The organism is Jongsikchunia kroppenstedtii DSM 45133, assembly GCF_000380485.1.
GTDB lineage: Bacteria > Actinomycetota > Actinomycetes > Mycobacteriales > Mycobacteriaceae > Jongsikchunia > Jongsikchunia kroppenstedtii.
On record NZ_AQYG01000051.1, the window covers coordinates 213,485 to 231,907 of the forward strand.

Annotated in this window: 20 protein-coding genes; 13 read left to right on the top strand and 7 right to left on the bottom strand. The window is 66.6% G+C overall.

Annotation, left to right across the window (positions count from 1 at the left end; translation table 11 throughout):
• Nucleotides 1-24 precede the first annotated feature (24 nt).
• Both G341_RS0118965 and G341_RS0118970 read left to right on the top strand, forming a co-directional pair.
• The gene (locus tag G341_RS0118965; RefSeq protein ID WP_018180754.1) at nucleotides 25-759 is read left to right on the top strand and encodes a DUF433 domain-containing protein; all 735 of its coding nucleotides are present in this window, start codon (nucleotides 25-27) and stop codon (nucleotides 757-759) included.
• Nucleotides 759-1,196 carry a PIN-like domain-containing protein gene (locus G341_RS0118970; protein ID WP_245557058.1) on the top strand — a complete coding sequence of 146 codons (438 nt, stop codon included), beginning with the start codon at nucleotides 759-761 and terminating at the stop codon, nucleotides 1,194-1,196. Before G341_RS0118965 ends, G341_RS0118970 begins: the two co-directional genes overlap by 1 nt.
• 31 nt (nucleotides 1,197-1,227) lie before the next feature.
• On the opposite strand, the gene G341_RS0118975 is transcribed toward G341_RS0118970, so the two are convergent.
• Both G341_RS0118975 and upp read right to left on the bottom strand, forming a co-directional pair.
• A complete protein-coding gene (locus G341_RS0118975; protein WP_018180756.1) occupies nucleotides 1,228-2,067 on the bottom strand; it encodes a class I SAM-dependent methyltransferase in 840 nt (279 codons plus the stop codon).
• A gap of 17 nt (nucleotides 2,068-2,084) precedes the next feature.
• The gene (gene upp, locus G341_RS0118980) at nucleotides 2,085-2,711 is read right to left on the bottom strand and encodes a uracil phosphoribosyltransferase (protein ID WP_018180757.1); all 627 of its coding nucleotides are present in this window, start codon (nucleotides 2,709-2,711) and stop codon (nucleotides 2,085-2,087) included.
• Nucleotides 2,712-2,760: 49 nt separating this feature from the next.
• On the opposite strand from upp, the gene G341_RS0118985 reads away from it, so the two are divergent.
• From G341_RS0118985 to G341_RS0118995, 3 genes are read left to right on the top strand one after another with little or no spacing between them, the layout of a single operon-like run.
• Nucleotides 2,761-3,051, top strand: a complete 291-nt coding sequence (locus tag G341_RS0118985) for a type VII secretion target (RefSeq protein ID WP_018180758.1) — start codon at nucleotides 2,761-2,763, stop codon at nucleotides 3,049-3,051.
• Nucleotides 3,048-4,064 (top strand): C40 family peptidase, encoded by a 1,017-nt coding sequence (locus G341_RS0118990; RefSeq protein ID WP_018180759.1) that lies wholly within the window; start codon nucleotides 3,048-3,050, stop codon nucleotides 4,062-4,064. Before G341_RS0118985 ends, G341_RS0118990 begins: the two co-directional genes overlap by 4 nt.
• Before the next feature lie 42 nt (nucleotides 4,065-4,106).
• Nucleotides 4,107-5,432 (top strand): hypothetical protein, encoded by a 1,326-nt coding sequence (locus tag G341_RS0118995; RefSeq protein WP_018180760.1) that lies wholly within the window; start codon nucleotides 4,107-4,109, stop codon nucleotides 5,430-5,432.
• 3 nt (nucleotides 5,433-5,435) lie between these two features.
• On the opposite strand, the gene G341_RS0119000 is transcribed toward G341_RS0118995, so the two are convergent.
• The 3 genes from G341_RS0119000 to G341_RS0119010 are packed head-to-tail and all read right to left on the bottom strand — an operon-like array spanning nucleotide 5,436 to nucleotide 8,250.
• Entirely contained in the window at nucleotides 5,436-6,545 is a 1,110-nt protein-coding gene (locus G341_RS0119000; RefSeq protein WP_018180761.1) for an adenosine deaminase, read from the bottom strand.
• 23 nt (nucleotides 6,546-6,568) lie between these two features.
• Nucleotides 6,569-7,831 carry a thymidine phosphorylase gene (locus G341_RS0119005; protein ID WP_018180762.1) on the bottom strand — a complete coding sequence of 421 codons (1,263 nt, stop codon included), beginning with the start codon at nucleotides 7,829-7,831 and terminating at the stop codon, nucleotides 6,569-6,571.
• 2 nt (nucleotides 7,832-7,833) lie between these two features.
• Nucleotides 7,834-8,250 carry a cytidine deaminase gene (locus G341_RS0119010; protein ID WP_018180763.1) on the bottom strand — a complete coding sequence of 139 codons (417 nt, stop codon included), beginning with the start codon at nucleotides 8,248-8,250 and terminating at the stop codon, nucleotides 7,834-7,836.
• A gap of 152 nt (nucleotides 8,251-8,402) precedes the next feature.
• Between G341_RS0119010 and sdhC the strand changes: the two genes are divergently transcribed.
• The 6 genes from sdhC to G341_RS0119040 all read left to right on the top strand — a co-directional run bounded on the left by sdhC (nucleotide 8,403) and on the right by G341_RS0119040 (nucleotide 13,958).
• Nucleotides 8,403-8,807, top strand: coding sequence for a succinate dehydrogenase, cytochrome b556 subunit (sdhC, locus tag G341_RS0119015; RefSeq protein WP_081622616.1), 405 nt, complete (start codon nucleotides 8,403-8,405; stop codon nucleotides 8,805-8,807).
• Between the two features lie 13 nt (nucleotides 8,808-8,820).
• Complete coding sequence (locus G341_RS0119020; RefSeq protein WP_018180765.1) at nucleotides 8,821-9,276, top strand: succinate dehydrogenase hydrophobic membrane anchor subunit; 456 nt, start codon at nucleotides 8,821-8,823, stop codon at nucleotides 9,274-9,276.
• Between the two features lie 44 nt (nucleotides 9,277-9,320).
• Complete coding sequence (gene sdhA / locus G341_RS0119025) at nucleotides 9,321-11,075, top strand: succinate dehydrogenase flavoprotein subunit (RefSeq protein WP_018180766.1); 1,755 nt, start codon at nucleotides 9,321-9,323, stop codon at nucleotides 11,073-11,075.
• Between the two features lies 1 nt (nucleotide 11,076).
• Nucleotides 11,077-11,853 (top strand): succinate dehydrogenase iron-sulfur subunit, encoded by a 777-nt coding sequence (locus G341_RS0119030; protein WP_018180767.1) that lies wholly within the window; start codon nucleotides 11,077-11,079, stop codon nucleotides 11,851-11,853.
• A 231-nt stretch (nucleotides 11,854-12,084) separates the two neighbouring features.
• Nucleotides 12,085-12,783: a hypothetical protein gene (locus G341_RS0119035; RefSeq protein WP_018180768.1), complete on the top strand. Its 699-nt coding sequence runs from the start codon at nucleotides 12,085-12,087 to the stop codon at nucleotides 12,781-12,783.
• Nucleotides 12,784-12,911: 128 nt separating this feature from the next.
• Entirely contained in the window at nucleotides 12,912-13,958 is a 1,047-nt protein-coding gene (locus G341_RS0119040; protein WP_018180769.1) for an alpha/beta hydrolase, read from the top strand.
• 19 nt (nucleotides 13,959-13,977) lie between these two features.
• Here the strand turns inward: G341_RS0119040 and G341_RS23220 are convergent, their stop codons facing one another.
• Entirely contained in the window at nucleotides 13,978-14,424 is a 447-nt protein-coding gene (locus G341_RS23220) for a MarR family winged helix-turn-helix transcriptional regulator (protein ID WP_018180770.1), read from the bottom strand.
• A gap of 88 nt (nucleotides 14,425-14,512) precedes the next feature.
• Between G341_RS23220 and G341_RS0119050 the strand changes: the two genes are divergently transcribed.
• The gene (locus G341_RS0119050) at nucleotides 14,513-16,033 is read left to right on the top strand and encodes a DHA2 family efflux MFS transporter permease subunit (protein ID WP_018180771.1); all 1,521 of its coding nucleotides are present in this window, start codon (nucleotides 14,513-14,515) and stop codon (nucleotides 16,031-16,033) included.
• 10 nt (nucleotides 16,034-16,043) lie between these two features.
• A complete protein-coding gene (locus G341_RS0119055) occupies nucleotides 16,044-17,360 on the top strand; it encodes a D-alanyl-D-alanine carboxypeptidase family protein (protein WP_018180772.1) in 1,317 nt (438 codons plus the stop codon).
• On the opposite strand, the gene yhjD is transcribed toward G341_RS0119055, so the two are convergent.
• Nucleotides 17,357-18,412, bottom strand: coding sequence for an inner membrane protein YhjD (gene yhjD / locus G341_RS0119060; RefSeq protein WP_018180773.1), 1,056 nt, complete (start codon nucleotides 18,410-18,412; stop codon nucleotides 17,357-17,359). The two genes, G341_RS0119055 and yhjD, sit on opposite strands and share 4 nt — an antisense overlap.
• Nucleotides 18,413-18,423: the final 11 nt, after the last annotated feature.

Genomic DNA, 18,423 nt, shown 5'->3' on the forward strand with positions numbered 1-18,423 from the left:
ACCTCTCAACACCAACGTCTTGGAATGTTCTGGGTGTTGTCGGTCAGCTATGGAATGCTTTCGAATATGCCCATCTCGCTTCTCGACCGTGAGGTGTATCTGTACGCCGAAGTCGACCGCCTCATAGGTTTGGCCTCCGGCACCGCTCGACGTTGGATCAACGGCTACACACGAGGCGGACGCAGCTACGATCCGATCCTCCGCGAGGATGCCCGCAACACGGATTGGGTGACGTGGGGCGAGTTTGTCGAGACTCGGATACTGGCCGAGTATCGCGATCAGCGGGTGTCTACTGTGCGACTGCGCGGCGCGGTCGAAGCGCTGCGACAACAGTTCAGCGTCAGATATCCGCTGGCCCATCTGCAGCCGTACCTCGCCGCAGACGCCGGAGAACTAACAATCGACGCCAGCCATCTCGGCGATAGCGCGAATGACACACGAATAGTTGTCAGGACCGGGCAGATGCTCTTAAGTCGGCAGAGCTTCTCCATCATCGAGCATGCCGAGTTGGCTGTGGAGAATTCAGCCAAGGTCGTCTCCCAGCTGCCGATGGATCTCAGCTTTCCCGAGATCGTGATCAACCCAGGCATTTCTAGCGGCCAACCAACATTTCAGGGGCGTCGCGTAACCGCAGCAACCATCGCGGGAATGGTTGCTGCGGGTGAGGACCGCGCTGACCTTGCCACCGACTACCAGCTGACACTCGCTCAGATCGACGCCGCAGTCCGGTATGTGGCGAAGTATCCGGCCGCGGCTTGATGGCCATGACCACGTCGACACCAAAGCTACGGTTCGTGGTCGATGAAAACCTCGCACGATTCGGGCGTGCGATGACGTTGCTGCGCAAAGATACTGCGTGCTTTGGCCGGGATCCAGTAGCCGACATTCTCCCGCTGGGAATCTCGGACTCAGACTGGATTCCCATTGTCGGGAACCGCGGTTGGGTGGCAATCACATCAGATAGGCGGATACGCACCCGCCCTGCTGAAGCCCTCCTCGCGGTTGAGCACCAGCTCCGCGTGATCCATCTGCATGGAATCGGGAACACGTTGCCTTGGGATCAGATGGTTCGGTTCGCCAGCCGCTGGAATTCGATCGAGAATGCGTTGGCGGACACCTCTGGACCTACTTGGCTCGCAATTCAATCCAACAAGATGCGCACGCTCAACTTCGAGCCCGGGAAACCCGAGCGCTGATACCCGCCCGTGTTCCGCGGAACGCAGGCGATCACGCCTTCGCGGTCACCAGCCAGGTCGCCCCGTTGAACTGGACGCGACCGTCAACCAGGTGGCGGCGGAGTTCGACCCGGACCTCGTCGACCACTGCAGCCCAGCCTTCCGGGCCGAGCCTGCCCTCCAGCTGCTCGCGGGCGAACCGCCCCGACATGCTGCCCAGCACGGTGACCAAGCGGTCCTCGACGCCATCACCGCCGTCGCGCCCGTAATCGCAGACGATGTCGAGCTTCTCGATACCGACAGACGTCCACCCGGCCTCCGCGAGGATCGCGCGGATCCGCTCCGGGTCGGCCAGCGCTGTCGGCCCCGGCGCACCTGGCGCCGGGGGCGGCGGCCTGGGGTCGAGCCGATCGGCCAGCACCGAGTTTCCCAGCGTGAACATCTGATTCTCGTCGAGGCCGCGCCAGCAGACGAAGGCCATGGGCGCGCCGGGCCGCAACGCCTTTCGAATGTTCGCGAAGGCGACCGCCGGTTCGTCGAAGAACATCGCCCCGAAACGCGACACCACGGCGTCGTACGGTCCCCCGTCCGTCAGATCCGTGGTCTGCGCATCGGCGACGACGAAGGATGCCGCCGGAACCCGTTCCGCCGCAGCCCGGATCATCGTCTCGGAGATGTCGAACCCCACACCCGAGGCGCCCGACTCCGCGGCCAGCTCGAGCAATGTTCCGGTGCCGCAACCGATGTCGAGTATCCGCAGGCCCGGTCGAGGATCGATGGCCGCGAGCACGGCGTCGGCGAACCCGCGCAGCTCGCGATCGTAGATGTCCTTGTGTTCCACCCAGACCTCGGCCCCGCGAGCCCACAGTTCCCGCATCTGGTCGTTGGACATTCGGACTCCTCTCGGCCTCAGCTGTACCGCGGCCCGAACTGCCGGTCGCCGGCATCGCCCAGACCCGGGACGATGTAGGCGTCGGCGTTCAGCCCCTCATCGATCGCGGCGGTGATCAGCCGCACCGGCAATCCCGACTGCTCCAGCGCCGCAATGCCTTCCGGCGCAGAGACCACGCAGACCGCGGTGATCTGGTCGGCACCGCGGCCCACCAGCAGCTCCAGTGCGGCCAGCATCGAGCCACCCGTCGCGAGCATCGGATCCAGCACGAAGACCGGCCCGGCGATCCGGTCGGGCAGCGATTCCAGATAGGTGGTCGGCTCATGCGTCTTCTCATCACGCGCCATCCCGACGAATCCGATGTGCGTCTCCGGAACCATGGCATGCGCCTGCTCGACCATGCCCAGCCCGGCCCGCAACACCGGCACCAGCAGCGGCGGCTGCGCCAACCGGCAGCCGATCGTCGGCCCGACGGGAGTGGTGATCGGCACGTCGGCCACCGGCGCGCCCCGCAGCGCCTCGTACATCAACATCTGGGTCAGATCCGACAGCGCCGCCCGGAACTGCTCGTTGGTCGTCCGTTCGTCGCGCATCGCCGTGAGCCGCGAGGTCGCCAGTGGATGATCCACCACCGTGATGTCCATCCGACAACCGTAGGCGGAACCGCCGACCGCCGTATGGCGTCTGAACTACATGACCACACTCCTGGCATCGCCGGCCGCGATCACCGGCCTGGCCGACACGGCCCACACTCTCGGCGCCGCGGTATCCGCGAGCGGTACCGCCGCCGCGATAGACACCACCGCCCTCGCGGCGGTCTACGGAGTCATCGGCGCCGAATTCCTCTCTGCCGCAACGGCTGCCACCCAGACCCATCTCGGTCGGGTCGGCAGCCTGGGCGCCGCGCTGACGCGGATCGGCGACCTCACCGCGACCAGTCGCGATCGGTACATCGCAACCGACGACGCCGGGCTGTCTGCATGATCCCGATTGAATTGCTGCTCGCGCCGATCCGCGCACTGATCGCCGCATTCGGCACGGGCGCCCTGCCGGCGGGCCACACGGCCGCCCTGCGATCGACGGCAACGACACTGAGCGACAGCGCCTCTCGGCTGACACAGGCGGACGGTACGGCGGCCGCCGGCTGGGCTGCCGACGGCCAACGCGCCGCCTCGCTGGTGATCCGGCGCAGCCGCGACCACAGCGCCGCCCTCGGCGACGACAGCTCCGACCTTGCCGACGCCTATGACCGGTCAGCCGAGATCGTGCGCCGGGGCGCCGCCGACCTGGAGGCGATCGCGCAATCGTTCATCGGCATCGCCGCGGCGATGGGGCCCACCCTGTTCACCGGACCCGGCCTCGCATCGATCCTGCCGGTCGCGACCGAACATCTGCAGCGGGCGATGCGGGTCGTCGAACGGGTCCGCGCCGAGCTTCAGCCCGAGATCGACCGCGTCACGCGGATCGCCGGCGGATCGGACCCGCGGCTGGCCCAGCTCGGCCGCCTCGGCGGCGAACTCGACCGATTCGCCCGGGCCTTCGGACCCGGCGGGACCGCTCCGGGCACGACGCCGAGCGCGGGCGGCGTCGCGGTGACGCTTCCCGACGGGTCGACGGTGTACGCCCCCAACGAGCGCGCGGCGACCGCCGTGCGGGCCGCCCTGACCAAGCAGGGGCTGCCGTATGTCTGGGGCGGCACCGACCCGAATTCCGGCTTCGACTGCAGCGGCTTCACCCAGTGGGCCTACCGGCAGGCCGGCGTCGAGCTGCCGCGACTGGCCCAGGAGCAGGACTCGGCCGGCGTGCCCGTCAGCCAGTCCGACCTGATGCCCGGCGACCTCGCGGTGTGGGACGGCCACGTCGCCATGTATGTCGGCAACGGCAAGCTCATCGAGACCGGCGGCGACCCGGTCGGCATCACTGCGCTGCGCACCACCAACGCCGGTCAGGGATTCCAGGGCTTCTTCCGGCCCTCCACCCAATCGGCTTCGAGCTAGTCGGTTTCAAGCGCCGCGATGTAATCAGTAGGCTTTGTGCCCATGGCCGGAGATATCGTCCCGATCGAACTCGTCTTGACCGAGGGCAACACCTTCACCCTATGGGCGCCGCGCTGGCGCGAGGGTGACGATGAGTGGGAGGCGTTCCTCGGTCTCGAGGACGACATGTACGGCTTCGATTCCGTCGCCGAGCTGGTCGCATTCGTGCGGTCGGGCGACGAGAACGACCTCGACGAGCACCCGGCATGGCATACCGTCGCCGGTCTCGCCGCGTCGGAGCTGCGGCCCGCCGCCGACAAGGTCTACGACCTGATCTCGGTGCCCGAGCTGGCCGCCGAAGATCCCACCCCCGAGGTGATCGCGGAGCTCGAGAACACCCTCGACATCGTGCGCATCATCGGCGAGGTCTGCGAGCTGACGACCATCACCAAGTTCTTCAACGGCAACCCGATGCTGGGTGCCGTCACGATCGGCACCCAGAACTTCTACGGCCGCGACGGCCAGGAGCTGTGGTCCAAGATCGGCACACTGATCGACAAGCACTGGGACAACGTCGTCGACGCCGTCGACGAAGTGATCACTTCGCCCGAGGTCGACAAGAGCGCCGTCGCGATTGCCGAGGCCGAGCTCGAGGCGGCCGCCAGCGCGGAGGACGAGGACGAGCCGGACGTCGCCGACGATGACCTCGAGGTCACCGGCGCGGCAGGTGCCGCCGCCCTCGCCGACGACGATGACGATGACGACGAGGACGACGCATCGGATGAGGACGACCTCGACGACGATGATGAAGAAAACGACGAGGACGACATCGATGACGACGACTTCTGGTCGTCGGTGGGCATCGACCCGATCCGCATCGTCACCGACGCCGACGAATTGTTCACCCTGCGTTGCTATCTCGGAGACGATCCGGTCTTCTTGGGCAAGCACGGCAAAATCTACGTGTTCTCGTCGGCGCGGGCCCTCGCCCGGTTCCTGGCCGACCCGGACGACAACGACCTCTCGTCGGTGAGCACGTTCGACGAGGTGGCGGTCGCGGCGACGGATGGGTCGCTGGAGATCGACGTCCACGACGAGAACGTCTACGTCCTGCCCGGCATCACCGAAGACATCGCCGACGGCCCCAAGCGGATCGATCGCGAGCAGCTCGACCTCGCCGTCGAACTCCTCACCGATGCCGCCGATTTCGCCGACGACGACGCGGTCTCGGAGGCACTCTCCACCTCGACGCCGCTGGGCTGGTTCATCGACTACTCGCTGAATCCCGACCCGAAGCGGTTGGCGCCCAGCGGCCCGTTCGACAACGAGTCCGAGCAGTGGCGCGCCCTGCAGCACGACTTCGAGACCCGCCTGCAGCGCAAGGGCTGAGCCCTACATCAGTTCTGCAAAGCCGGGCTTGATGACCTCATCGATCAGCGCCAGCCGCTGGTCGAAATGAATGAAGGCCGACTTCATCGCGTTGACGGTGAATCGCTGCAGATCGGTCCAGCCGTAGCCGAACGTCTCGACCAGCTTCAGGCATTCGCGGCTCATCGAGGTGTCGCTCATCAGCCGGTTATCGGTGTTGACGGTCACCCGAAATCGCAGGCGGGCAAGCACATTGAACGGGTGCTCGGTGAGACTCGCCACCGCGCCGGTCTGGACGTTGGAACTCGGACAGAGCTCCAGCGGGGTTCGCCGATCCCGGACGTAATGCGCAATCGGCCCCAGCCGGGCTTCCGGATACGCGGCCGCCGCCATGTCGACGCCCTCGGGAAGGTCGATGTCGTCGATCACCCGCACGCCGTGCCCCAGCCGATCGGCCCCGCAGTAGCTCAACGCCTCGTGGATCGACGGTAGCCCGAATGCCTCGCCGGCATGGATCGTGAACGGCGCGTTGGATTCCCGCATCAGCTCGAAGGCGTCCAGGTGCCGGGTGGGCGGAAAGCCGGCCTCGGCGCCGGCGATGTCGAAGCCGACCGCGCCGCGGTCGCGGAACTTCACGGTCAACTCGGCGATCTCCCGTGATCGGGCGGCGTGGCGCATCGCGGTGACCAGCGTGCGCACCACGATCGGCCGGCCCCGCGCGGCGGCCTCGGCGGCTCCGTCCACAAAGCCGGCGAGCACCGCCTCCATCACCTCGTCGAACGAAAGGCCCTGCGTCAGATGTTGTTCCGGCGCGAACCGGACCTCCGCATAGACGATGCCATCGTCTGCGAGATCCTCGGCGCATTCGCGGGCCACCCGTTCGAGTCCGTCACGGGTCTGCATCACCCCCACGGTGTGCGCGAACGTCTCCAGATACTTCTCGAGCGATCCGCTGTCGGCGGCGGTGCGGAACCAGTCGGCGAGGGCGGCCTCGTCGTCGACGGGCAGGTCTCGATAGCCGTGCCGATGCGCGAGGTCGAGAACGGTCGCCGGCCGCAGGCCGCCGTCGAGATGATCGTGCAGCAGCACTTTCGGCGCCGCCGCGATGGTCTGCAGATCCAACGCTGCGCTCATCGCCCCAGCGTAACCCCGACCGGTCAGCGCAGCCGGTCGAGAATCAATGACCGCGTGGCGGATTCGGCACCGATCACCGCAGCCCCCGCCAGCGTCGCGCGCGCCACGGCGAGACGCTGCGGCGTGTCCGTGTGCAGCGTGAACAGCGGCGCCCCGACCACGACCGAATCACCCACGGTGGCATGCAGTTGCACGCCGGCACCCGCCTGCACCGGATCGCCCTGCCGCGCCCGGCCGGCACCCAGCTGCCATGCCGCGCGCCCCACGGCGAGCGCGTCGATCGATCCGACGATGCCCGACCGGTCGGACGTGATCGTCTCGCGGTGCGCGGCAACGGGCAGCGACGCATCCGGGTCGCCGCCCTGGGCGGTGATCATCGCGCGCCACACGTCCATCGCCTGTCCGCCGCGCAAGTGCTCGGTGGGATCGACGCCGGTGCTACCGACCAGCGCCAGCATCTCGACGGCCAATGCCACGGTCAGTTCGACGACATCGGCCGGGCCACCGCCGGCCAGCACCTCGAGTGACTCGGCCACCTCCAGGGCATTGCCCGCGGTGAGTCCGAGCGGGGTCGACATATCGGTCAGCAGGGCAACGGTTTTCACCCCGGCATCGGTGCCGAGTTCGACCATCGTGCGGGCCAGCTCCGTCGCGTCGTCGCGGTCGGTCAGAAACGCCCCCGAACCGGTCTTCACGTCGAGGACCAAGGCGCCCGTGCCTTCCGCCAGCTTCTTGCTCATGATCGAGGTCGCCAGCAGCGGGATCGATTCGACGGTCCCGGTCACGTCGCGCAGCGCGTAGAGCTTGCGGTCGGCCGGCACCAGTGACGGCCCGGCTGCACAGACCACCGCGCCGACCTCCTTGAGTTGCCGGGCCATCTCGGCCACGGTCAGGTCGGCCCGCCAGCCCGAGATCGACTCCAGCTTGTCGAGGGTGCCGCCGGTGTGACCGAGGCCCCGCCCGGACAACTGCGGCACCGCGACCCCGTACGAGGCGACCAGCGGCGCGAGCGGCAACGTGATCTTGTCGCCGACACCGCCAGTGGAATGCTTGTCGACGGTCGTCATCGGGAAGCTGAGCCGATCGCCGGTGGCGATCATCGCCCCCGTCCAGCGCGCGATCTCCCGGCGATTCATCCCGCGCAGGACGATCGCCATCGCAAGCGCGGACATCTGCTCGTCGGCGACCTCGCCGCGGGTATAGGCGTCGACCACCCAGTCGATCTGGGCGTCCGACAACTCGCCGCCGTCGCGCTTGGTCGCGATGACCGACACGGCATCGAACACGGTCAGCGCTGCCCCGCGTCGCGGACGGCGTCGAGATCCTGCGGCCCAAACGAATCCGGCAGCAGTTCGGCCAGTGTGCGCGGACCGCCGGAGTGGTCGACCAGCAGTTCCGGACCGCCGTGTTCGAGCAGCACCTGCCGGCAGCGGCCACAGGGCATCAGCACCGCGCCGCGGGCGTCGACGCAGCTCACCGCGATCAGCCGGCCACCGCCGCTGAGATGCAGTGATCCGGCCAACGTCACCTCGGCGCAAACGCTCAAACCATATGAGACATTTTCCACATTGCATCCGGTCACCACGCGCCCGTCACCCACCAGCGCCGCGGCGCCGACCGGGAACCCCGAATAGGGGCTGTAGGCACGCTCCATCGCGCCTTTGGCGTTGTCCCGCAACAGATTCCAGTCGATTTCCGCGCGCACTGCACTTCCCTTCGGGTCGGCCGCCGACGACCGTCGGAAAACCTTACCCGACAGTCAGAATTGGTAAGGCAAACCTAAATAGATCCTGGTGGGGGCCATTTTTCCACCAGGGTGATTCCTCGGAGAATCAGCTTAGGTTTAAGGTTCAACTCGTGGGTACTCCTACTGAAACTGCGCCAGAGCCGGTGCGGAAACTCTCGTTGTATCGCGGCGATCCAGGTATGTGGTCCTGGGTGCTACACCGGATCACCGGTGTGTCGATTTTCTTCTTCCTCTTCGTGCACGTGCTGGACACCGCGGTCATCCGCGTGAATCCGGACACGTACTCGAAAGTGATCGAGACGTACAAGAACCCGTTGGTCGGTCTGATGGAGATCGCGCTGGTCGGCTGCGTGCTGCTGCACGCCTGCAACGGCCTGCGGATCATCCTGGTCGACTTCTGGTCGAAGGGCGCCAAGTACCAGCGGCAGATGCTCTGGATCCTGCTCGGCGTCTTCATCGTCGTCATGGCAGGCGCCGCAATCCGCCTGCTCCAGATCATGATCGACTACAGCTAGGCGGGATGAATCGATGACGACCTCACAGACTCCGCGCATCGCGAAAACGCTTGAGACATCGCACGATCGGCCGGCCTCGCTGGACAATCCGCGCGCGCCCCGTCGCCCCCGCGGCGGCAACTTCGAGAAGAACGCCTGGCTGTTCATGCGCTTCTCGGGCCTCGCGCTGATCGTCCTGACGATCGGTCACATGTTCATCATGCTGGCGTGGGACCACGGCGTGCACCGCATCGACGCCAGCTTCGTCGCCAACCGCTGGAAGCAACCGTTCTGGCAGTGCTGGGACCTGCTGATGCTGTGGCTCGCGCAGCTGCACGGCGGCAACGGCGTGCGCACGGTGATCGCCGACTACTCCCGCAAGGACTCCACCCGGTTCTGGCTCAACACCCTGCTGGTGCTGTCGATGATCCTGGTCATGGGCCTGGGCACGTACGTGATCCTCACGTTCGACGTCAGCAGTGTGAAATAACCCGTTCGCGAGTCGTCCTCGCAGTACTTCAGTAAAGGGATTCAATGCAGGAACATCGCTACGACGTCGTCATCATCGGCGCCGGTGGCGCCGGGATGCGCGCGGCCATCGAGGCCGCGCCGAAGGCCCGCACCGCAGTCCTGACCAAGCTGTACCCCACCCGTAGTCACACCGGCGCAGCGCAGGGCGGCATGTGCGCCGCGCTGGCCAACGTCGAAGAGGACAACTGGGAGTGGCACACCTTCGACACGGTGAAGGGCGGCGACTACATCGTCGACCAGGACGCTGCCGAGATCATGGCCAAGGAGGCCATCGACGCGGTGCTCGACCTGGAGAAGATGGGCCTGCCGTTCAACCGCACCCCTGAAGGCAAGATCGACCAGCGACGCTTCGGCGGCCACACCCGCGATCACGGCAAGAGCCCGGTCCGCCGCGCCTGCTACGCCGCCGACCGCACCGGCCACATGATCCTGCAGACGCTGTACCAGAACTGCGTCAAGCACAACGTGGAGTTCTTCAACGAGTACTACGCGCTCGACATCACCCTGACCGAGAACGAGGCCGGCGAGCAGGTCGCGACCGGCGTCGTCGCCTACGAGCTGGCCACCGGCGAGGTCCACGTCTTCCACGCGAAGTCGATCATCTTCGCCACCGGCGGTTCCGGCCGGATGTACAAGACCACCTCCAACGCGCACACCCTCACCGGCGACGGCATGGGCATCGTGTTCCGCAAGGGACTTCCGTTGGAGGACATGGAGTTCCACCAGTTCCATCCGACGGGCCTGGCCGGACTCGGCATCCTCATCTCCGAGGCGGTCCGTGGCGAGGGCGGCATCCTGCGCAACGCCGACGGCGAGCGCTTCATGGAGCGGTACGCCCCCACCATCAAGGACCTCGCGCCCCGTGACATCGTCGCCCGGTCGATGGTGCTGGAGGTGCTCGAAGGCCGCGGCGCCGGACCGAATAAGGACTACGTCTACATCGACGTGACGCACCTCGGCGAGGATGTCCTCAACGAGAAGCTCCCGGACATCACCGAGTTCGCCCGCACCTACCTGGGCGTCGACCCGGTGACCGAGTACGTGCCGGTCTACCCGACCTGCCACTACGTCATGGGCGGTATCCCCACCAAGATCAACGGCGAGGTGCTGCGCAACAACGACGAGGTCGTCAAGGGCCTGTACGCCGCCGGCGAGTGTGCCTGCGTGTCGGTGCACGGCGCCAACCGCCTCGGCACCAACTCGCTGCTGGACATCAACGTCTTCGGGCGTCGCGCCGGCATCGCCGCCGCGAAGTACGCCAACGAGACCGAATTCGTCGAGATGCCCGAGGCCCCGACCGCAATGGTCGACGCCTGGCTGGAGAACATCCTCTCCGAGCACGGCAACGAGCGGGTCGCCGACATCCGCACCGAGCTGCAGCAGACGATGGACAACAACGCCTCGGTGTTCCGCACCGAGGAGACGCTGACCAACGCGCTCAACGACGTTCGCGCGCTGAAGGCCCGCTACGACCACATCCGCGTCCACGACAAGGGCAAGCGCTTCAACAGCGACCTGCTCGAGGCCATCGAGCTGGGCTTCCTGCTCGAGATGGCCGAGGTCACGGTCGCCGGAGCGCTCAATCGCAAGGAATCGCGCGGCGGCCACGCGCGCGAGGACTACCCCAAGCGCAACGACGTCGACTACATGAAGCACACGATGGCGTACAAGCAAGGGACCGAACTGATCTCGGATATCAAGCTCGACTGGAAGCCGGTCGTGCAGACCCGCTACGAGCCGATGGAACGGAAGTACTGAGATGACTGCCGCCACCGATACCCACACCACCGAGCCGCCGTTGCCGCCGGTCCCCGCCGAGGCCACGATGGTGACGCTGAAGATCTACCGGTTCAACCCGGAGGATCCGGACGCCGCCGGCTTCGAGAGCTTCCGCGTCCCGGCCTTGCCGACCGACCGGCTGCTGAACCTGCTGCTGTACGTCAAGGGCTACCTCGACGGCACGCTGACCTTCCGCCGCTCCTGCGCCCACGGCGTGTGCGGCTCGGACGCGATGCGGATCAACGGTGTCAACCGGCTGGCCTGCAAGCTGCTGATGAAGGATCTACTCCCCAAGAATGGCAAAGATCTCACGATCACCATCGAGCCGATCAAGGGCCTTCCCGTGGAGAAGGACCTCGTCGTCAACATGGAGCCGTTCTTCGATGCCTATCGCGCGGTGAAGCCGTTCCTGATGACCAGCGGCGTCGAGCCGACTGGCGAGCGGATCCAGAGCCAGACCGACCGCGCCCGCTTCGACGACACCACCAAGTGCATCCTGTGCGCCTGCTGCACCACCAGCTGCCCGGTGTACTGGAACGAGGGCAGCTACTTCGGCCCCGCCGCGATCGTCAACGCGCACCGGTTCATCTTCGACAGCCGCGACGAGGGTGCCGCCGAGCGGCTGGACATCCTCAACGACAAGGACGGCGTGTGGCGCTGCCGCACCACGTTCAACTGCACCGACGCCTGCCCGCGTGGCATCCAGGTCACGCAGGCGATCCAGGAAGTCAAGCGCGCCCTGATGTTCGCCCGCTGAGGCCGATATTCGCGCGCTGAATCTCTGCAGCCCAGAGCACATTGCCCCTGTCACGTATTCGTGACAGGGGCAATGTGCATCTTGGCTCGACCTACACCAAATCCGTCAACTCGAAAAATATTCTCCGAAAATGTTGAGAATTTATAACACCTTGGACAACGGTCGTGTTACGGTTCACAGGCATTTGGGTCAAACGACCCACCTCACATTCTTATCGCGAATCGGAGTCACATGTCTGTGTCCACCAACCGCCGGATCGTCGGCGCTGCGGCCGTCGCCGGCCTGATCACCACCGGCATCGCCGCCGTCACCACGACGGCTGTCGCCGGGCCCGCCGCGGCCGCCACCTGCAATCAGCAGAGCTCCGCCACCAAGCAGGACATCAGCACGGTCGGCATCAAGTACACCTACAGCAAGACGGTGACGGCCACGGCCGCCGCCGGCGCCGAGGTCAGCTACACGGTGCAGTTCAGCACGAACAGCCCGGGCAACCCGTACATCAGCGTCATCAGCGACCACGCTCCGGCCGGTTTCCCGAAGCCGACCGTCAAGGTGACGGCCTACCACCTGGGCCTCGGCGCGCAGACCGAGTCGGTCGACGCCTTCGCCAACGGCACGGACACCTGGCGGATCTCCAACGCCGGCTGGTTCGTCGACGCGGGCAACCCGCTGACGGCGGTGTTCACCTACAAGGTGCCGAGCAGCTTCGCCGTGGGACAGCAGATCACCAGTGGCGGCGTCGGCTGGGCCGGCACCGTGGGCTCGAGCAACGAGCTGCCGAACCTGACGTCGTGCTTCACGGTCCGGGCGCCCAACGCGGGTGAGGTCGCGAGCGGCAGCCTCGATGCCAACGGCTTCGGCTCGTCTGACAACGGCCCCGCCAGCGGCGGCGTCATCGGCAGCTGGCTGGATCAGCTGAAGGGCAGCTAGTCCGCAGCACGCCATGAACTCGCGCTGAGCGCGATGCAATCTCCACCGCGCCGGAGATCATCGCGCTCAGCGCGTTCTTTTGTGCCTGTGTGCTGGGTCACGACGACGATGTTGGGATACTGCCTGCCATGCCGTCCCTCAAGACCTCGACGCAGAACCTCTATGCCCTCACCCTCGGCGCGGGCATCTGGCCGCCGCAGCCCACCGAGCATGTCGTGCTCTTCGACGAGCCGCACCGCCAGCTGCGCCGCTACGGCAGCACCGATCCGCGCGATCGCGATCTGCCCCCGGTCCTGCTGGTGCCGCCGCTCGCCGCGTCGGCCACCTGCTACGACCTCGATCCCGATCACTCGCTGGTCGCGCACCTCGTCGACCAGGGCCGCACCCCGTACGTCGTCGACTACGGAGAGATCGGCTGGCGCACCGATCGCCACCTCGGCCTTGAGGACTTCTTCGCCGACATCATCCCGCAGGCGATCGAACGGGTGCTCGTCGATTCGGGCGCCGACCAGGTCGACCTCGTCGCCTGGAGCCTCGGCGGCACGCTCAGCCTGCTGACCGCGGCGGCCAATCCGGCGCTGTCGATCCGTTCGATCACGGGCATCGGCACTCCGCTGGACTACCAGCAGATCCCCGGTTACCCGCAGGCCCGGCAGCTGAGCAAGCCGACGGACGGCTATGCCGTGACCGGCCTGCTGCGCGCCCTCGGGGGCATCCCGGCACCGGTCGTGCAGACGGTCTACCGCGCGACGTCGTGGGATCGCGAGGTCAAACGTCCCTGGTTCCTGCTGTCGAACCTGAACAACAGCGAGGCGCTGGCGAAGGCGGAGATCATCGACCGCTTCCAGGACTCGTTCCCGGGCTATCCGGGCCGCGCGGTCTCGCAGATGTGGGGCCACTTCATCTTCCGCAACGAACTGGCCCAGGGCGTCCTGCAGATCGCCGGACACACCCTGGATCTGACAGCGCTGACACTGCCGGTCCAGCTCTTCGGCAGCCATCGCGACGCGATCGCGCCGTTCCGGAGCGTGCACAACGGGGTGGCGACGCTGAAGTCCGCCGACGTGCGCTTCGCCACCGTCGAGACCAGCCACCTCGGATTGGTCGCACTGTCGGCCGCCGTCGAGCAGACCTGGCCGGCGATCGACGCGTTCCTCGCGGAGCTGGACGCCTAAGACGCGGGCCCGCCGACGACTACCAGTCCGAGCCCTCCAGCTGCGCGCGTAGCTCGTCGAGAAATCGTTCGACTACGTCGATCTCGGCGTCCTCGAATTTGTCGACGGCGCGCTGCAAGGCACTGGCCATGGCGATGAACTCCGGCGCGAGCATGTCTTCACTGACCGGGTCGGCCTCGACCAGCACCCGCCGGCGGTCGGTGTCGTCCTGCCAGCGTCGCACGTATCCGCCGGCGACGAGTCGGTCGATCGCTCGCGACAGGCTGCTCGCGGGCAGGCGACTGATCGTACGCAAGTCGGCGACAGACATCGCGGACTCGCGCAGCTTGAGCAGATTGAGTATCTGAACCTCGGTGGGCAGCAAGCCGATCCGACGTCCTACGTTGTCCGAATGCATCGTCGCGAGCGCCACCACCGTGCGCATCTGATGCTGCAGGCGAGGCGGCTGCTGCAATTCCCTGGACATCGGACAATCACCTCGCTATTCTTTCCACATCGGAACGTTTCCACTTTGGAACCATCCTAGCAATGTCACAACCGACGGGCAGAAGAAAATGAAGAACCGCGGGCTCGCCATCGCCGTCCTCACCTTCGCAATGTTCATGGACCTCATGGATGTGACGATCGTGAACGTCGCGCTGGTCGACATCAAACAAGACTTGGGCGCCAGTTCGGCTGAGCTGCAATGGGTCCTGAGCGGCTACACTCTCGCCTTCGCCGGCATCCTCATCACCGCCAGCCGACTCGGCGACCGCTTCGGACGACAACGCGTCTTCATCGCGGGCATCGCCGGGTTCACCCTCGCCTCGCTGCTCGCCTCGCTGGCACAGAACGGCGAGACGCTGATCGCGGCGCGATTCGTCCAGGGCGCATTCGCCGGGCTGATGGTGCCGCAGGTGCTGGCCAGCGTGCAGGCGCTCTACAAGCCGAAGGAGCGCGCGCCCATCTTCGGCATCATCGGCGTGATCACCGCGCTCGCCGCTGTCATCGGCCCGGTTCTGGGCGGCTGGCTGATCACCAGCAATCCGCTTGGCGGCCACTGGCGTTCGATCTTTTACATCAATCTGCCGGTCGGCGTCATCATCACCATCGCGGCGATCTTCCTGGTGCCCAACACCAAGCAGGATCGACCCAACAAGCTCGACCCGCTCGGCGTGCTGCTGGCGATCGGTGCCGTGCTGCTGCTGGTCTATCCGTTGGTCGAGGGCCGCGAATTGGGCTGGCCCGCATGGTCGTTCGTGCTGATGGCACTGAGCCCGGTGACCCTGGCCATCTTCTTCTGGTACCAGACCAAGCGGGAATCGAATGCGGCGCTCATCCCCGTGCGGCTGTTCAGCAACCGAGGCTTCACGGCCGGATTGCTGATCTACATGTGCTTCGCCGCGTCGATCGGCGCGTTCTTCCTGATCCTGGCGCTGTACGTGCAGGGCGCACTGCGCTTCGAGGCGGTCACCTCGGGCGCGCTCGGCCTACCGTTCAGCCTGGGCGCGATGGTCGCCGCCGGCATCGCCGGCCCCCTGGCTCCGAGACTCGGACGAATGCTGCCGGCCATCGGCGGCGTCATGATGGCGGCCGGCACGGCGTGGACCGCGTACAACATCAACTCGGCCGGTGCCGGGTACTCGTCCTGGGACACCGTGTGGCCGATGCTGCTCGCCGGTATGGGCCTGACCACGATGATGGTGCCGCTGCTGGACATCTCATTGTCGACCGTCGGCCACGAGGACGCGGGCGCCGCCTCCGGCGTGATGAGCACCTTCCAGCAGATCGGCAGCGCGCTCGGCATCGCCATCGTCGGCGTGATGTTCTTCGGCAACGGTGGCAACCCACCGTCGGACGCGCAGCTGGCCCAGCTGGCGAAACTGCCACCCGCACAGCAGCATGTGTTCATGCATGAGGGGCAGCAACACGCCTTGCACGCCTTCAACGTCGGCGTCTGGGTGCCGATCGTCGGCTACGCGCTGTGTGCCGTGTTCGCCTTCCTGCTGCCGGGAATCTCGGCGGTCCGCGCGCGTGCCGAGGCCGAAGCCCTCGCGGCCGAGGAGGAAGACCTGGAGGCGACCGTCGCCGGGTAGTCTGCTCGCGATGAATCGCTGGGCACAAAACTCACTCTGTGTAGCCGCCGGTGCGGCACTCCTGACGATCGGGGCGCCGCTGGCGATCGCCGACCCGATCGCTCCGGCCCCGGCCCCGGCGACCCCGGTCACCGACCACTGCCCCTACCAGGCCGGACCGCCGCCCGCGGTCGACACCTCCGAACAGGCCGCGCCGGGCTCGACCACGCCGACGCCGCTGCCGGTGCCCTCCCCGCCCGTCGGCGGCCAGGATCTGGGTGCGTGCGGCGTCGTGGCGGCCCCGGGCGCGCCGCCGGTCCCGGCCGGCATCACCGCGGCCGGCTGGCTGATCGCGGACCTCGACTCCGGCAAGGTGATCGCCGCCAAGGACCCGCACGGGCGCTACCGGCCGGCCAGCACCATCAAGACGCTGCTGGCGCTCGTCGCCCTGAAGAACCTCGATCTCGACAAGACGGTGACCGGCACCCAGGCCGACGCCGACATGGAGGGCGATCGCGCGGGCATCGGACCGGGCGGCCGGTACACGGTCCGGCAACTGCTCGAGGGCCTGCTGCTGGTGTCCGGCAACGACTGCGCCAACGCACTGGCCGAGCTGCTCGGCGGCACCTCGCAGACGCTGGAGAAGATGAACGACGAGGCGAAGGCGTTGGGCGCCAAGGACACCCGGGCGGCCTCCCCCTCCGGACTGGATGCCGCCGGGATGAGCAGTTCGCCCTATGATCTCGCGCTGATCTTCCGTGCCGCTATGCAGAACACCGACTTCCGCGCGATCACGGCCATGCGCGACATGCAGTTCCCCGGCTACGGCGCCCCGCCGAGCCCCTCCGCATCGATCGACCCGAACAACGGCGGCTGGACCGTGTCGACACCGGGCGGCGAGCCCAGCGTGGTCGGGCACCCGTCCTGGCAGATCCAGAACGAGAACGCGCTGCTCAACCTGTATCCGGGCGCGATCGGCGGCAAGACCGGATACACCGACGACGCGCGCAAGACCTATATCGGCGCCGCCGAGCGCGACGGGCATCGGATCGTCGTCACGCTGATGTACGGGTTCAACGAGGCCGACGACAACTACTGGCATCAGGCCGGCGCCATGCTCGACTACGGGTTCGCCACTATCGGATCGGCGGGCGTCGGCAGCCTGGCGACCGCATCGGACGGGCACTCCTCGGAGGCGTCGAACGGGCACCAGGCGCCCGCCGATCAGTCCGACGACTCGGACTCCGGCTCGTCGAGCCATTGGGGCCGCAAGATCGTCTACGGCCTCATCGGCCTCGCTATCGTCTACGGCCTCGTCAGCGCGGCGCGGCGGATCAACCGGCGTTAACGACGAAGGCCGCGCAGCAGTCGGGAAATACCCAGTCCGGCAAGCAGTCCCACGCCCGCGGGCGCCAGCATCGCGGCCGGTGACGGCTCGGCCGGCATCCGCGGCGCGATGACGACCGGGTCGGGAACCGGCGCCGGCTCGAACTTCCGGTTCATCGGATCGGTGGATGCCCACGCCGTCGCGAAAAGGATGATGCGCGTGGTGAAGTAAGCGAAGACCATGAACCCGACGATCGGGCCGAAGGTGGCTCCTGCGGGCCCGGTCAGAACCGCCTTCAAGTAGAAGGTCGCGATGTATTTGAAGACCTCGAAGGCGACGGCCGTCAGCAGCCCCGCCTTGGCGGCGTTGCGCATCGGTAGTGACACTCGCGGCAATTTGGCGATCACCCAGGTGAACATCAGCCAGGACGCGGCGACAGACAACGCAATCGACACGATCCGGAGTAGCAGGCCCATTCCCCACACACCATCGAGCCCGAGCGCCGACACCAGCTGTTCGGTGAGTTTGCTGCCGGCGAGCGCGGTCAGGCCGATCGTGATCGCCAACGCTACGAACAGTCCCAGCAGCGCGACCGTGTCCGACAGCTTGGTACGCAGAAAACTCTGCTTGGGTGGCTCGTCGCCCCATTGACTGGTCAGTGCCATCCGGAGGTTGGCCATCCAGCCGAGACCCGCGTACGCGCCGCCGAGCAGGCCAATAATGCCGATCGTCGTTCGAGCAGCGATGGCTTGGTCGACCATCTTCTTGATGTCGTCACCCATCTGACCGTGCGCCGAGTCCGCGATCTTGTTCTGCAGTTCAGTCAGCAGGTGGTGGTCGTAGGCCAGGACAAACCCAACAACGGCGAAGCCGACCATCAACAGTGGGAAAAGCGCCAGAATACTGAAGTAGGTGGTCCCGGCCGCATAGAAGTCGGCATTGCTCTCCTGGTAACGCTTGCCCGCGCGCACCAGGTGGTCCAGCCACGGTCGCGCCGCCCGCTGTCTGTCCAAGAACGACGGTTTGCCGGGATCTTTCAATGGAGACGGATCTTTCGGCTTGCGCAATCGCATGCGTCATCCTT